Annotated in this window: 12 protein-coding genes; 3 read left to right on the plus strand and 9 right to left on the minus strand. The window is 34.0% G+C overall.

The genetic code is table 11. From position 1 onward, the window contains the following. Positions 1 to 44 precede the first annotated feature (44 nt). From INR76_RS09720 to INR76_RS09750, 7 genes are all read right to left on the minus strand, one after another. Positions 45 to 2858, minus strand: coding sequence for a metalloprotease (locus tag INR76_RS09720; protein WP_223107718.1), 2814 nt, complete (start codon positions 2856 to 2858; stop codon positions 45 to 47). Then, complete coding sequence (locus INR76_RS09725) at positions 2855 to 4027, minus strand: T9SS type A sorting domain-containing protein (protein ID WP_223107720.1); 1173 nt, start codon at positions 4025 to 4027, stop codon at positions 2855 to 2857. The genes INR76_RS09720 and INR76_RS09725 overlap by 4 nt, the downstream gene beginning before the upstream one ends. A gap of 96 nt (positions 4028 to 4123) precedes the next feature. Next, positions 4124 to 4813 carry a TIGR00730 family Rossman fold protein gene (locus tag INR76_RS09730; RefSeq protein ID WP_223107721.1) on the minus strand — a complete coding sequence of 230 codons (690 nt, stop codon included), beginning with the start codon at positions 4811 to 4813 and terminating at the stop codon, positions 4124 to 4126. A gap of 69 nt (positions 4814 to 4882) precedes the next feature. Continuing rightward, on the minus strand, positions 4883 to 7717 hold the full coding sequence (gene uvrA, locus INR76_RS09735; RefSeq protein ID WP_223107722.1) for an excinuclease ABC subunit UvrA: 2835 nt from the start codon (positions 7715 to 7717) through the stop codon (positions 4883 to 4885). A gap of 87 nt (positions 7718 to 7804) precedes the next feature. Continuing rightward, complete coding sequence (locus INR76_RS09740) at positions 7805 to 8818, minus strand: hypothetical protein (protein ID WP_223107723.1); 1014 nt, start codon at positions 8816 to 8818, stop codon at positions 7805 to 7807. A 238-nt stretch (positions 8819 to 9056) separates the two neighbouring features. After that, complete coding sequence (gene ggt / locus INR76_RS09745) at positions 9057 to 10772, minus strand: gamma-glutamyltransferase (protein ID WP_223107725.1); 1716 nt, start codon at positions 10770 to 10772, stop codon at positions 9057 to 9059. Continuing rightward, positions 10769 to 11353 carry an ACP phosphodiesterase gene (locus INR76_RS09750; protein ID WP_223107726.1) on the minus strand — a complete coding sequence of 195 codons (585 nt, stop codon included), beginning with the start codon at positions 11351 to 11353 and terminating at the stop codon, positions 10769 to 10771. Before INR76_RS09750 ends, ggt begins: the two co-directional genes overlap by 4 nt. A gap of 71 nt (positions 11354 to 11424) precedes the next feature. Between INR76_RS09750 and glmM the strand changes: the two genes are divergently transcribed. After that, the gene (gene glmM / locus INR76_RS09755) at positions 11425 to 12813 is read left to right on the plus strand and encodes a phosphoglucosamine mutase (RefSeq protein ID WP_223107727.1); all 1389 of its coding nucleotides are present in this window, start codon (positions 11425 to 11427) and stop codon (positions 12811 to 12813) included. On the opposite strand, the gene INR76_RS09760 is transcribed toward glmM, so the two are convergent. Next, a complete protein-coding gene (locus tag INR76_RS09760) occupies positions 12810 to 13685 on the minus strand; it encodes a lysophospholipid acyltransferase family protein (RefSeq protein WP_223107728.1) in 876 nt (291 codons plus the stop codon). The genes glmM and INR76_RS09760 overlap by 4 nt on opposite strands. Positions 13686 to 13751: 66 nt before the next feature. On the opposite strand from INR76_RS09760, the gene INR76_RS09765 reads away from it, so the two are divergent. Continuing rightward, the gene (locus INR76_RS09765; protein WP_223107729.1) at positions 13752 to 14402 is read left to right on the plus strand and encodes a rhomboid family intramembrane serine protease; all 651 of its coding nucleotides are present in this window, start codon (positions 13752 to 13754) and stop codon (positions 14400 to 14402) included. A gap of 11 nt (positions 14403 to 14413) precedes the next feature. After that, positions 14414 to 15109, plus strand: coding sequence for an SIMPL domain-containing protein (locus tag INR76_RS09770; protein ID WP_223107730.1), 696 nt, complete (start codon positions 14414 to 14416; stop codon positions 15107 to 15109). 78 nt (positions 15110 to 15187) lie between these two features. On the opposite strand, the gene INR76_RS09775 is transcribed toward INR76_RS09770, so the two are convergent. After that, positions 15188 to 16309 (minus strand): TlpA disulfide reductase family protein, encoded by a 1122-nt coding sequence (locus INR76_RS09775; RefSeq protein ID WP_223107731.1) that lies wholly within the window; start codon positions 16307 to 16309, stop codon positions 15188 to 15190. Between the last annotated feature and the right edge of the window lie 81 nt (positions 16310 to 16390).

Genomic DNA, 16390 nt, shown 5'->3' on the forward strand with positions numbered 1-16390 from the left:
TTGATAATAAGTTTAAAAAATATAAACCTTATATTGAGTAGTTTTTAATACCATTTTCTAGTAAATAACCCTAGTAACGTTCTTACATCTAGTGTTACAATAAAACGAATGCGTTGATCATAATCGTCTAGACCGGGTTCCCAGCCGAGGTTTGAATACAATGGGAAATACAGTTCAAAATAATCTGCTACCAAGCTCATACGTATTCCGGTATCAAAAACTCCTTGTGTGCCAGTGTCGGTATTGTGAATTAAACCGGCGTCACCATAGGCGTAAATCCATTTCCAGATATTTGTACTTACATTTACTGTGGTTATCCAACTGTTTGCAAACTTGGGCTGCAACTGAGATTTAAAACCTCCTTCGGCAACGATTAATTGCTGACTGAATAACCCGCTTTGTTCGCTTCTTCCGTAGTAATTATAATCAAAAAGATAATCGGTAGGCCTGTCTAATGCAAAACTGAAAAAATCATCGTTTTCTCGAGTATCGTTGAATAAAAAAGCTCCGGCAAAAAACCGTAAATTAAGCTGACGATTATTTAAAAATAGCTTCCTATATTCAAGCGTTGTTGAAATTTTACTGAATTTTGAAGAAATTTCATAATCTACAACACCTCTAAAGTAGTTTATCAAATTTGGGTTTGAGTAAACATACTGAAGGTTAAACACACTGTAATTTGGGTCTTGGTCTGGATCTCGCGGATTTTCATCTCGTATAACACTAACGCTTCTTAAATTGATAAACTGCTTTTCATTATCTCGTAAATCTTTATTTCTGAAAGCAAAGGTGATAAATGGAGTATAGCGTCTATAGAATAAATCACGGTCATATGAAAAATAACTTCCTGCAAAGCCATAACGCATGGCATAAAGCGATTCTTTGTCATAGTTTTTTGTGTAAACAACAGATCCACTTCCAATAAGCTCTTTTGATTTTAAACCAATTTGCGGAGTTAAGCGATAATGAAATCCTTTGGCAAGTACTGTTTTATTGTACACTTTTGGGCCAATTACAAATCCATCATATAAGTTATATTGAAACTCTGGCATGAAAAAGATTTGATTGTAACGAGAATCACCTACATCTTGAAAAAGTCTAAATTGTAAAGGTCTATTAAGCAGTCCCTTTACAGCTTTGTAGTTATTGCGTTGGTTATATTCAGGAATATTTTTTTCATAGTTTAGAACCAGCTTTCGTACGTTATTTTTAGGAACTGTAACAGTTTGTTCACCCGTAAAAGGAAGCATCCATTTTTTAAATATAATGCTGTCATTATTGATTCCGTAGATAGAAACCGGCATTGTGTTTTTTCGAGTATTTTTTACAGTTACTGTTAATGAATCTTGATTCTCTTTAACCTTTTTTATTCTGAAATCAATAGTAGTACGGGAATCCACATAATCTGTAAAAAACCAATTAATAGGTAATGCAGTGTTTTTTTGAAGCGTTTTTTCAAATGTTTTTACGTTTACGGCTTTCAGTTTATTTTCAGAGTAAAAATCTTGAATAGTTTTTGAAACAGTCTCTTTTCCTAGATAGTCTGAGAGGTATTTCAATCCATACCCACCATAGTAATCTGTCGCTATATTTTTATTAAACTTTACCAATGAATCTCGTGGAGTAGTTAATGACTGTTGTAAGTTGTTGCGAGCCATATTAAGATAAAGTAACGGATATTGATCGTTAAACTCTAAATCTGCTGCGTGTGCCCATTTAATTACCCAAAAATTACTTAAACTCCCTAAAATTTTCATTTTTGGATAGTAGGTGTCCACATAATCCATCATTAAATGTATTTGCAGAGCTCCAATTAACCAATTGTCTTTTCGTGGGTTGAGTGACAATGATGTTTCAATATACTTTCGGGTAATGGTTTTAAGCTGTTCCATATCATACTCAAAACCTGCCGGAAATGGACTAATAAAATCTGGAAGCTGATTAAGGCCATATACAGGATTATTGCGATATTCAGCTTCGCTTATAACCATTTTTTCAAAGGGGTAGGAGCCTAACTTACTGTCTAGAAAATGTGCAATTCGATCTACAGCCAACGCACTTATTTGAGGTGATATTTTTTCGTCTCTTAAGTTGGTGATAATGGCAAACTTATCAGTTTCAATAGTTTGAAAACTAGTTTGTTTTTCCAGAAATAAAATTACTTGATTTCGATTATTACCTTGTAAAAAAGTAGTTTTTGTAGTATCTGAAAGACTTTCAGAAATCACTTGCAGATCTGTAGTAAGAGAATACTCTTTTGGGGTGCTAAACTCTATTGCAAAATGTGACGGGGTAAGAAATAAATCATCTGTGTTTTTGTTACTGTATACCTGCCAATCTTCATCAAAAACGGCTGGTGAAATATACCAGTGTTTCAATTTATAAGTACCATCATCTGTTACCCCAAAACGTGTAAACTTGCTATTGGGTAATTTTACAGTATACACAAGGTTAACTGTAAACGTTTCACCCGGCATTAAAGGGGTTTGTAACGGGATAGTAATAATATCTGCTGCTTTATCACGATTCCATTTTATTGTATTGTTTAAAGAATCTGTCACATAAGCAACAGATGTTTTACCGCGATCTTCTTGTTTTTCAAAATGAAATGAACTGTTATAATTTTCAGCAAATCGTTTGGCTAATGGTGTTGTTTTACTAGAAAAGCTATTTGCCCAATCGTGTAAATAAAGTTCATTCCAAGCAGTGTTTGAAGTATTTTGAAATACAATCTTTTGTTGCACGTCAATACTTTTTGAAGCAGGAACCAACGTTGCTTTTATAGAAATATCATATTGTGCGTTTACAGACGCAGCAATTACTAAACACAAAACAATTATAAAATTCTGTAGCTTCAAGAAGTTTTAATAAATTTTAAAGGTTTTTTTACCAAGTTAGATTTCAGATAATAGATTCCGTTTGAAAGATTGGGTAATGCAATGTCAATCTTTTTTTCTGAAGGATATATTGTACGTTCATAAACCTTTTGTCCCAAAACATTATAAATAGTAAGTTGTGTTTTTTCTGAAATTGACTCGTTTAAATGTACAGTTAAAAATGTGGTAACTAAAGTATTTTCTAATTGAATTTGATTTTCATTTGTAACAAAAACTGTATTGCTCAAAACAATGTCTTGATTGGTTTCTAGCTCCATAAACACTGGAAGGTGATCACTCATATTGTATAAATTTTCTCTCAAAGTTTCTGAAAACACTCCCGAACAGTCTTCACTATTTACACTATTGTTAAAACAGTTACCGTTATTACCAACCGTTTTATAAGAGTCTTCAATATAACGCAATTTTGGGTTGTTGAGCATATTTTCTGAAATAAGAATAAAATCAAAACGGTCATCCATACCACCACCAGAACCAGCATTAAAAGGACCAGAGCTTATTCTTGTGCTTTGAGTATGAACCGCTTGAAAACTTGAGTTGTTATGCCAATCTCCCGGTGTATTGATTGGGTCTACCATCTTAATAGCGTTAGTAGGGTCTAATAATTCTTGGTAAGCAGGTTCAGCAGAAGTGTAAAGATTTAAATCACCAGCAAAAATAACAAACGAATTTGGGTCTAGTGTTTCAAGTTTTTCAGTAAACTCTTGTACCATTTGTAATCGTTTTATTTCATTTTGATTGCCGGTACTGGCTTTAAGGTGTGTGACAAAAATTTCAATTTTTAATGGATTGGTTTCTTCATCTGTTGTCTTTGCTTGTAATGTATATCTATTAATATCTCTTACAAACGTTCTTATGATTTCAGAAGAAACTAATGAAAACTTCTTTTTCTTAAAAAAAATTAATTGTTGTAATTCTGAAAGACCTGATTGATTTTCTACAAATGGTGCATTTAAATAATTAAAGCCTTCGTCATTTAATGAAACATTTAATAAAGCATTGGCTCCCTCAACTGTTTGCAGTTCACAAACCATAAAAATATCTGGATCATACTCATTGAGTATGTCTTTAAGTATGGTAGATCTATTTGCAGGAAGCGCTTCGGGAAAATCTAATAAATTGTAGAACATTGTTTTTATAGTGCTTTGAGAAAAAGCACTGTTGCATACTAATAGTAAAACAATGTAAAACAGCTTTTTAAACATAATGTGGGGATACTGTTTGTATTAGAAATTAGGACTAAGATTATACTCTTCGTAGAAGTTGTTTAAAATTTCAAGTACTTCATCTTCGTGGTCAACAATGTGAACTAAGTCTAAATCTTCAGGGCTTACATTGTTATTAGCTTCAAGAAGGGTGTCTTTTACCCAATCCCATAAACCGCTCCAAAATTTAGATCCTACTAGTATTAAAGGGAATTTATCAATTTTGTGGGTTTGAATAAGCGTTAAAGCTTCAAAAAATTCATCTAATGTTCCAAAACCACCGGGCATAACTACAAACCCTTGTGAATACTTTACAAACATAACTTTTCTTACAAAAAAGTAATCAAAATCAATGCTTTTGTCACTATCAATGTAAGGGTTGTCGTGCTGCTCAAAAGGGAGAGTGATATTAAGCCCTACCGAGGTTCCGCCGGCTAAATGAGCTCCTTTGTTACCGGCTTCCATAATACCGGGACCACCGCCAGTTATTACACCATATCCATTGTTTGTTATTTTTTCTGCAATACGCTCTGCTAGTTTATAATATTCGTGATCTGGCTTTGTTCTGGCCGAACCAAAAATGGAAACACAAGGCCCAATTCGGCTTAATTTTTCATATCCATTTACAAACTCTCCCATAATTTTGAAAATAGCCCAAGAGTCGTTTGTTTTTACTAAGTTCCAGTTTTTATTTTTCTGTTCGTTTCTCATGTTATCTGTAATTAGTGTTTTTATAAATGATCGTTACTGAAACACTTTTTTTAGTTACGTTTTACTACTTTACGAATGTAATTCTTTTTTAAGAAAACGTGCGGTATGGCTTTTTTTGTTTTTGCTTACTTCTTCTGGAGTACCTGTTGTGAGTACTTTCCCACCATTTTTACCTCCTTCAGGACCAATATCGATAATATGATCTACTACTTTAATAACATCTAGGTTATGCTCGATAATTAAAACGGTATTTCCTTTTTTTACCAAACGATTTAATACCAGCATAAGCACTCTAATGTCTTCAAAATGTAAACCGGTTGTAGGTTCATCTAGAATATAAAATGTGTTTCCTGTGTCACGTTTTGAAAGTTCTGTAGCCAGCTTTATACGTTGTGCTTCACCTCCAGAAAGTGTGGTAGATTGTTGCCCCAGAGTAATATATCCTAAACCAACATCTTGAATAGTTTTTAACTTTCTGTAGATTTTTGGAATATGTTCAAAAAACTCACAGGCTTCATTAATCGTCATACTTAGCACATCATAAATGGAGTTGCCTTTGTATCTTATCTCTAGTGTTTCTCTGTTAAATCGTTTTCCTTGACACGTTTCACATTCTACATACACGTCTGGTAGAAAGTTCATTTCAATTACCTTTAAACCGGCACCTTTACACGTTTCACAGCGTCCGCCTTTTACATTAAAACTAAAACGTCCCGGTTTATAACCACGTATCATGGATTCGGGTATTTTTGCAAATAAACTGCGTATTTCTGAAAAAACACCGGTATACGTCGCAGGATTGGAGCGTGGAGTACGACCAATAGGAGATTGATTAATGTCAATCACTTTATCAATATGCTTCAGGCCTTCAATCTTTTTGTAAGGCATTGGCTTTTTTACACCATTATAAATTTCGGCATTCAAAATAGGGTAGAGGGTTTCATTAATTAAAGTAGATTTACCACTTCCTGAAACGCCGGTAACCCCAATCATTTTACCAAGCGGAAACTCAACAGTTACATTTTTTAAATTGTTTCCTGAAGCGCCATACAGCTTTAATACTTCACCATTTCCTTCTCTTCTCTTCTTCGGAATTTCTATTTCTTTACTTCCGTTCAGATATTCGGCGGTTAACGTTTTGTGAGTTAAAATATCTGAAGGAGTTCCTTCTGAAACAATTGTACCACCGTGTTTTCCGGCCGCCGGTCCTATATCAATTACATAATCGGCACTTTCAATCATTTCTTTATCGTGCTCTACAACAATAACAGAGTTTCCTATATCTCGAAGCGAAACAAGGGAGTCTATTAACTTTTGATTATCGCGTTGATGCAAACCAATGCTGGGCTCGTCTAGAATGTATAATACTCCTACCAACTGAGAACCAATTTGTGTAGCTAGTCTTATGCGCTGTGCTTCTCCTCCAGAAAGTGATTTTGAGCTCCGGTCAAGTGCCAAATAGGTAAGACCTACATCGACTAAAAATTGAATACGTGTGCGAACTTCTTTAATAATTTCTGAAGCAATTTTAAGCTGCGTTTTGCTTAATTCTGACTCTAAATTTTCAAACCAACTTGCAAGTTCAATGATGTCCATTTGAGCAAGTTCGGCTATGCTTTTATCATTAACCTTAAAGTATAAGGATTCTTTTCGCAGTCGGCTGCCTTCACATTCTGGACATACCACTTTATCCATATATTCTTTTGCCCAACGGCGTAAAGAGCGTGATTCGTTGGCTTCAAAAGTATTTTGGAGGAAGGTGGCAACGCCTTCAAAATCAATTTTATATTTTCGGGTAATTCCCAATGTTTTTGAATCAACCTCAAATGCAGAATTACCACCGTAAAATATCATTTTTTTGGCCTCATCTGGTATTTTGCTAAATGGATCGGTTAATTTAAAATCAAACTTTTGAGCGATTAATTCTAATTGTTTAAAAACCCAATTTTTCTTTTGGGGTCCGTGAGGTGCTAAAGCTCCTTTTTTAATAGAAAGGCTTTCGTCTGGTACAATTTTTTTAAGATTTACTTCATACAAAGTACCTAGTCCTTTACAGTTGGGGCACATTCCTTTTGGTGAATTAAAAGAAAAGTTATTGGGCTCAGGATTTGGGTATGAAATTCCTGTAGTTGGGCACATTAAAGACCGACTAAAAAACCTAGCTTCATTGGTTTCATTGTCAAGTACCATTAACACATCATCGCCGTGATACATTGCTGTATTGATAGTCTCACTAAGACGTTTGCTATGTTCAGTTTCAGAAGAAACTTTAAGTCTATCAATAACAATTTCAATATCGTGCGTTTTATACCGATCAATGCGCATGCCTTTGACAATATCATTTATCTCACCATCTACTCGCACTTTAACAAAACCTTGTTTGCCTATCTGTTCAAAAAGCTCACGATAATGTCCTTTTCTTGAACGAATTACAGGAGCCAAGACACTTACTTTTTTTCCGTCAAACTCTTCTAAAATAAGGCTCTTTATTTGCTCATCACTATAACTCACCATTTTTTCACCCGTGTTATAACTGTAAGCATCACTAGCGCGTGCATAGAGCAACCGTAAAAAGTCATAAATTTCAGTAATGGTACCCACGGTAGATCGTGGGCTTTTACTAGTTGTTTTTTGCTCAATAGCAATAACCGGTGAGAGACCTTCAATTTTGTCAACATCTGGTCTTTCTAGATTTCCTAAAAATTGACGTGCATATGCCGAAAAGGTTTCTATATAACGACGTTGTCCTTCTGCATAAATAGTGTCAAAGGCTAATGAAGATTTTCCGCTTCCGGAAAGGCCTGTAATTACTACTAATTTTTCTCTGGGGATTTTAACATCTATGTCCTTTAAATTATGAACTCTTGCCCCTAAAACCTCAATAAAATCTTCATTTTTTGTCATAGTTTGCAAAGGTACTCATTTGCAATGATATTTTTGAACAACTCTTTACTTGACTATATTGTTTTTTGCTTACTAATTTATAGTCAATTAGTCATTTACAATCTTGTTTAAAAATCTGAAAAAAGTAGTGCTGATAAAGAAAATTAAACTAATCACAAACGCATAGCAAACTACCAAAAATAGAATGCTAAGGTTTACTAGTACATATATTAGAGGAAGTAACACTCCAAAAAAGACCAATAAAAGCAGTAAAACATATAAGTATCGCGTTAAAGAAGGTAAGCTCTCTGATGATTTTTCTTGAATTTGATATAGCTTAGGTATAACTTCGTTACTGATATACTCTCCCAACTTTGAAAGAAAAACTTCATTAAAAGAAGAGTCTTCAAATGTTTTGTTATCGATAGAGTTGGCTAGTGTCATAATTTTTTCTTGATGCCGCTCATAGACAGCATCAAGATCTAAAGCGTCTTTATAAGCTCCATATTTATACCCAAAAAAGTACCATAAACCAGAACCACATTTGTGTTCTAGCCACTTTTGTACCAATTCTTTTTTATAAATATCTGGTTTTAAAATAGTCTCCGGAATTTGTTTTTGTTTGGCATCGGTGAGTAATAAAGATTTTAATTCTAGATATAAATTTTCAGTACCGGCATAATTATTTTTTTCTTGCAGAAACTCAATAGCCAACTTTGATTTTCCTTTATAAAACTCCTTAACCTGAAAAAAGGTTAATCCAGAAAACTCTTCATCTATGTATTCTTTTAATCCCGGTAACCATATTTTTGAACGCACCAAAATCTCAATGATTTCTCTAAAATCATGCATTTTTTGATTAATTCGTTCTAGGCTGCCCAACTCAAAGCGTTTGTTTTTCTTTAAACTAATTGCAAAAAGTACCAAGCTTATCATTATAAAAACCGAAAGCACGCCGCTTATACCAATAAAGAGAGAGACTAGATCTTGTAATTTTTGCTCAAACTGAGGTGTGAAAGAAATTTTTTGCCATAACACAAAAATTAGCCCAATGCAAAGTAACCCGCTAAATACCAAAGGTATGAGGGTGTACAAATCTTTAAGAAAAGATTTTTTCTTCATAGGCTTTTGTTATATAACATCAAATTTTCTAAAAAAGCCAATAGAGGATTAAAGCACAACAGTTGCTTGATTATCTGAAACAGTAAATTAATTGCAAATGTTTTATTGAAATAGTGAGCTCCCCAGCCTTTAAAAATTGTTGTTTAACACTCTCAAAATTAACTAATTTTCCTACAAGATGTAGTAAAATACTTACATTTCGATGTAGCGCTTGAAAGTGCCGATTAAGTGCAATTTTTTAGAAGCCAATTGCTGTGTCGTCTCCTCTTTTATCAGCTCCACCTTGTAATTTGCCGTTGGATTGTAGTAAAATAGCATCAACTTTTCCAATCACGGGAGCTCTCTCTTTGTTGATGATATATCCCTTTTGCTCAAGACTATCCAATAGTTTTTCAGAGAATCCATTTTCTTCTACACGTATTTCATCTGGCAGCCATTGATGATGAAAACGGGGTGCATTAACAGCTTCTTGCATATTCATATCAAAGGCAGAAACATTTAATATAGTTTGCAACACCGAAGTAATAATAGTAGAGCCACCTGGTGTTCCTACAGTCATCCATAAACTATCATTTTTTTCAATTATAGTAGGAGTCATAGAGCTCAACATCCTTTTTTGGGGTGCAATTGCATTTGCTTCACCACCAATTAATCCAAACATATTTGGTTCTCCCGGCTTAGCACTAAAATCATCCATTTCATTGTTTAAGAAAAACCCTAATTCTTTAATATACAGTTTAGATCCAAATGCAGCATTTAATGTTGTGGTTACTGCTACAGCATTCCCTAATTGATCAACAATTGAGTAATGTGTGGTCTCTGTGCTTTCTTTACCTAGTAAAGTTCCTGGCGCAATTTCAGAAGATGCTGTTGCTGCATCAAATGAAAAGTTTTGCATTCTTTTTTTAGCATACGGTTTTGACAAAAGAGAATCTACAGGGATACTTACAAAGTCAGGGTCACCTAAATAATGACTTCTATCTGCATATGCGCGTTTTTCTGCTTCGGTGAGTAATTGAATGTATTGTGTCGAATTATGACCGTAGTTTGCAATGGGGTAGGGTTCAATCATGTTTAAAATTTGTCCTAGAACGATTCCGCCACTTGAAGGTGGCCCCATAGATATTATTTTTAAATCGTGAAACTTAAAAATTACAGGTTCGCGCCATTCAGCTTCATAGTTTTCAAGATCTTCAAGAGTTAAAATTCCGTTTTTCTTTTTAATGTATTCAATTAGAGTGTGTGCTGTTTCACCATTATAAAACTCTTCTCTTCCGTTTTTTACAATTCTATTTAAAGTCTTTGCCAGGGCTTTATTTTTTAAGGTGTCTCCTGCATGGTAGGTTTTAGTATAAATAGAAGGCTCTCCATTAACTTTTTCAAACTCTTCTGCATATTTTTGAAACCGTTTTGCTTGACTTTCTGTAATTTCAAATCCATTATTAGCAAGGTTGATTACGGGTTCTAAAATTACTTCTATAGGTAACGAACCTAACTTTTCATGTACAGCAAAAATTCCGGCAACAGTGCCCGGAACACCTACAGCCAGGCTACCTTTTTTGCTTTTTTCGGGTTGATAAACTCCGGTATTGTCTAGATACATATCACGAGAAGCAGCTTTTGGAGCTTTTTCTCTAAAATCAATACTTCCCAACTCACCATATTCCGTTCTGTATACTATAAACCCGCCTCCTCCCAGATTTCCTGCGTATGGATAAGTAACTGCCAGCGCCATTTCTGTAGCAATCATTGCGTCAAATGCATTTCCACCTTTTTTTAAAATTTCAACTCCAATTTTTGAAGCTTCTTTTCTAGCCGAAACGACCATAGCACTGTCTGCAAGGACTGGTTTTACTGGTTTTCTTTCAACTTTAAATGTTTTTTCGTGTAATTGAGTGGTTTCTTTACAAGCAAAAATTGCTAGTATGAATAGAAGCAAGGGGAGTTTTTTCATAATTCTTTTAATTTTTCTTTTGAAAAGAGTATCAATTCATCAAAAAAAGAAGTGAATTCGGTTTCAAATTCGGTGTAATATTGTTTTAATTCTAGAACAGCAAAATTCATTTTTGATTTTCCTTTGGTACGTAAATTCATTTGTTCTAAAATGGTACTTATACCTTCTACCGTTGCATAGCTCAACAACCAATTATCTGCTATCATATAAGGCATCATACGTTGTATGCGGTTGGGTAACATGTCAAAATTTTTCTGAAGTAATTCATAAAAGTTTTCAACGTATTTTTCAAGTGATAAGTCGTGGTAGTGGTTCCAGTTTTTTGCTAAAAAGTGATCGTACAAAATATCAACAATCACACCGCTGTAATGACCATAATTTTGGTGAAGTCTGGCGGTACTTTGCTTTACTGTTGGGTGGCTGTCTGTATAGCTGTCAATACCGCGATGCAACAGAATACCTTTTTGTATTTGAGGCGGAAACTTCTTGTATTTTTTTCCTTTAATACCGTCAGCAATAAAATTTCCAATGGTGATACCTTCATCTTCACCGGAAAGATAAATGTGGGCTAAAAAATTCATCGTTACAATTTACAAAATCATAACGTAGTAAAGCATCTTAAAAAAGGTATCTTTGTGTAAAAATTTAGTTCATGACGTTAATAAAATCTATATCAGGAATACGAGGCACTATTGGTGGTGCGCAAAGTGAAAATTTAACTCCCATTGATGCAGTAAAATATGCAGCAGCCTATGGAAGTTGGGTTAAAAAACAACGCAATAAAGATTCATATCGAGTTGTTGTGGGGCGTGATGCGCGTATTTCGGGAGAGATGATTCAACAATTGGTTATGAACACACTGGTAGGAATGGGCATTCACGTGATAGACCTTAATCTTTCTACTACACCTACAGTTGAAATGGCTGTAATGATGGAACATGCAGACGGAGGAATTATTTTAACAGCCAGCCACAATCCAAAACAGTGGAATGCTTTAAAGCTTTTGAATAAAGACGGAGAGTTTTTAAATGCAGAAGCAGGACAAGAAATTTTAGATATTGCTGAAGCTCAAAATATTAATTTTTCTGAAGTAGACGACCTTGGAAAAATTACTATTAACGATTCATACATTGATTTACATATTGATGAAATTCTAGAACTACCTTTGGTAAATACTTCTGCCATCAAAAAGGCAAACTTTAAAGTAGTTGTCGATGGAGTTAATTCTACAGGAGGAATTGCTGTTCCTCTTCTTTTGGAAGCATTGGGCGTAGAGCCTATAAAATTATTCTGTGATCCTACAGGAGAGTTTCCACACAATCCTGAACCTTTAAAAGAACACTTAACCGATCTTATGAAAAAGGTTGTCGAGGAGAATGCAGATTTTGGTATTGTTGTAGACCCAGATGTTGATAGGTTGGCATTTGTAGATGAAAAAGGAAATATGTTTGGTGAAGAATATACTTTGGTCGCTGTTGCAGATTATGTTTTGCAACACAATCCGGGTAACACAGTAAGTAATATGTCCTCTTCTCGTGCTTTACGTGATGTTACCGAAAAGTATACCGGTACATACACAGCTAGTGCCGTTGGTGAAGTGAATGTAGTTCAAAAAATGAAGGATACCAAAGCCATCATTGGTGGTGAAGGAAATGGAGGTGTTATTTATCCAGAACTACATTATGGGAGAGACAGCTTAGTTGGTATAGCTCTATTTTTAAGTCACTTGGCCGAAGAAAAAATTACTGTAAGTGAACTTCGTAAGCGCTACCCAAGTTATTTTATGAGTAAAAAGAAAATTGAACTTACACCAGAATTGGATGTGGATAAAATTTTAAAATCTATTGCAGATAAATATGCTTCAGAAGAAATTAATACGCTTGATGGAGTAAAAATAGATTTTGCTGAAAACTGGGTACACCTACGTAAATCAAACACAGAACCAATCATTCGTATTTACACAGAAGGACCTTCTCAAAAAGATGCAGATGCTCTAGCAGAACGCTTTATAACAGAATTAAAAGCAATAGCTACCGGTTAATTTTTTAATCTGTGTTTCCAACGTTTGTGTGACCAAAGGTAATATTTGGGCTCATCCTGAATTTGTTTTTCAATTTCGGTCAAAAACTTGCGTGTAATCTCAAAGTCTGCATATTCTTTTGGGTTTTCTGCCAGTAGCTCAAAAGAAGCTTTGTAATATCCTCGTTTTACCTTTTTAACCTTTAGATACACGGTTGCAAAGTCTAGTTTTTTAGCTAGTTCTTCAGTGCCTGTAAATACCGGAACATCAATCCCCATAAACGTATCACGATGTTTATATGCGTTTCGTTTTGGAGTTTGGTCAGATAAAATAAGTGTTAGCGATTTCAAATTCTTTTTTGCATTTCGATACAAAAGCGGAACAATTTTTTTATTAGTTATAATTTCGGCACCAAAACGACCTCGTATTTTCTTTACCAATGCATCAAAATAAGGGTTGTCTAGTTTTTTATATACTGCAAAGCCTTTAAACTTCATATGCTTGGTTAAAATACCGCTCCATTCCCAACTGGCATAATGACCACACATTAATAAAACACTTTTATCTTTTTGATAAAGGTGTTCTAGAAGGTCTAAATTTTCAAACTGAAATCGTTTATTTATTTCTTTTTCAGAAATGGTAAGGCTTTTGATAGTTTCAAAAATAACATCGCACAAGTGCTTGTAAAACTCTTTTGCAATGTGGTTTATAGCTTCTGAAGATTTTTCTGGAAAAACTAGTTTTAAGTTGTTTTTAACTACATTTTTTCGGTAGCCAATAATATAATATGTAATTATGTACAGGCAGGAAGATTTAAAATACAACAGCCACATAGGCAAAATTGAGGTAAGCCAAAGAATAGGGTACAACAAATAATAAAGTAGCCGTTGCATAGATAAATTTACCGCAAAACTAATTAATTTTATTGCATAATAACCTATTAATATTATTGAAAAGATATGCCACAACTAGATATTGCAACTATTATAATCATTGCAGCCAATGTAATTATATCTTTAAAAGGCTTTAATGATTTTTCTTTTTTTGAAAAGTATAAATTTAATATAGCAGGAATACGACGTGGGGAACAAATACGAATGGTAACGTCTGGTTTTTTACACGTTGATTGGGCACACTTGTTTTTTAACATGTTCACCTTGTTCTTTTTTGCTAATGTGGTAATAAACCGCGTAGGAGTTATCAAGTTTATATTAATTTACTTGGCTAGTTTGATTGTTGGTAACCTGTTATCTTTCTTTTTTCATAAAGATGAGTATCATTACAGCGCAGTAGGAGCTAGTGGAGCAGTAACAGGAGTTTTATATTCGGCAATATTGTTTTATCCAGATATGGGGCTTTACTTGTTTTTTATACCTATAGCCATTCCTGCATGGATTTTTGGAATTATGTACTTGCTATATTCTATCTACGGAATGAAAAGCAGATTAGGAAATATTGGTCATGACGCACACTTTGGCGGGGCTATTGCAGGGTATGTATTAACTATTGTGTTTGCACCTGGATTGTTACAAACACAATTATGGATTGTAGCCGTACTGGCGATTCCTATCATATTATTATTTGTTTTACATAAACTAGGAAAAATTTAAAAAAAGAAACTATGAAAAAGACAGTTCAAATTTTAGTGATTTTATTAACAACAACGATGATGACAACCGCACAAACCAATAAAGCAGAACCACAGCCTTTAATTTCAGTTACTGGTGAAGGAATTGTAACTGTAACACCTGATGAAGTATCTATAAATGTTCGTGTAGAAAATACAGGAAAAGATGCTACACTAATTAAGCAAGAAAATGATCGTACTGTATCAAAGGTTTTAGCCTTTTTAAAAAAAATGGGTATAAAAGATAAAGATGTAAAAACTCAATACATTCGTTTAAATAAAAATTACGACTACAATAGCAAAACATATAACTACAGTGCTAATCAATCTATATCTATAACTTTAAAAGACTTGTCAAAATATGAAGATTTGATGAATGGGTTGCTTCAAAGCGGAATCAATAGAGTAGATGGTGTAAGTTTTTCAGCATCAAATGAAGACAAATTAAAATCTGAAGCACGTAAAAAAGCTGTTGAAAACGCCAAAACAAAAGCTGAAGAGTATGCTGGAGTTTTAAATCAATCAGTTGGAAAGGCTTTTTCAATTAGTGAGTTTGAACAAACCAATTATCCACAACCTATTATGTATAAATCTGCGATGGAGAGCGATGCTTCTGGAGGACAACAGCCAATTGCTCCCGGCGAAATTCAAATTAAGGCTACAGTAAATATTAGCTTTGTTTTAAACTAATACAAGAAATCAATATTAAACTAAAAAAAGCCTTCAATGTTACTGAAGGCTTTTTTTAATTACATATTAGTTGGCAACTTATTCATCACCTAAAAGTGATTCCATTTTGGCTCCAAGAGCAGGACCACGAAGGTCTTTATCTATAATTTTTCCATTTTCGTCAAGTAAAAATGTAGCCGGGATAGCTCTTACATTATACTGTCTAGCAATTGGGTCTTGCCAAAATAATAAGTTTGATACGTGATACCAATCCATATTGTCATCTGCAATTGCTTTTATCCATTTGTCTTTTTGTCCTTTTCGGTCAAGAGATACACTTATAATATTTAAGCCTTTGTCGTGGTATTTATTGTATACTTTAACAACATTTGGGTTTTCAATTCTACACGGTTTACACCAAGATGCCCAAAAATCAATGATAGTATATTTACCCATAGCATCTTTTAGAGAAAGTGTTTCTCCTTCGGGAGTTTCTGCGCTAAAGTTTGGTGCTGTTGAACCTATATCTGTTTTTTTGGCAGATTTAATCATACTTTCTACCTGTTTTACAATAGGAGAAGCCGCTACTTTTGGAGAAAGATTGCTTACAATCTCATTGGCCTCTTCAGCAGAAATTTGTTTTCTAGACAACATTTCAGAAAGAAGCATTACTGAAAAAAGTGAGTTTTTGTTGTTTTGCATAAACTCAACTTTGTAAGCGTCTTCTTCATTTGTGAGCTTCATGTTTTTTTGCTGTATCTCTTGTACTGAAACGTTTTCACCTGAGCGTTGAGCAGCTCTATACTGTTCAATATTTTCTTGTTTCTGCTTATTGATAGCTTTAAGTTTATCTGCAAGCGTTCTAAATACTTCATTTTGTTTCCCACCATTTACAAAAGATGCATTCAAACTATCTTTATACAAGGTAGCTTTTAAATCTACATTTTCGGGAAAGTAAACCACGTTACCACGTACATTTTCTACGGTAAGATAGTTTACAGAAAGACTATCGCTTTTTGGGTATGTTGCTTCAAACTTACCATTGGTTACAGTTATTGTGTCAATAACTTTGGGCTGATTGCTGTCTTTAATTCTGTAAACATAAATTTCAGTACCATCTTCAAAGTTTTGTGCAGTACCACTCAGCTTGTAAGTATCAGAATCTCCTGAACAAGAAATGAGTAGTGTTGCTGTAAGTAATGTAGCTAATATTCGTCTCATAATAGGTATATTTGTTGCGGCAAAAATAACTGTAATTATTGCTGAAAAAAAAATGCAACTCTGAAATTATTGTTAATTTGT

Origin of the sequence: Marixanthomonas sp. SCSIO 43207 (genome assembly GCF_019904255.1) — a bacterium.
Lineage (GTDB): Bacteria > Bacteroidota > Bacteroidia > Flavobacteriales > Flavobacteriaceae > Marixanthomonas.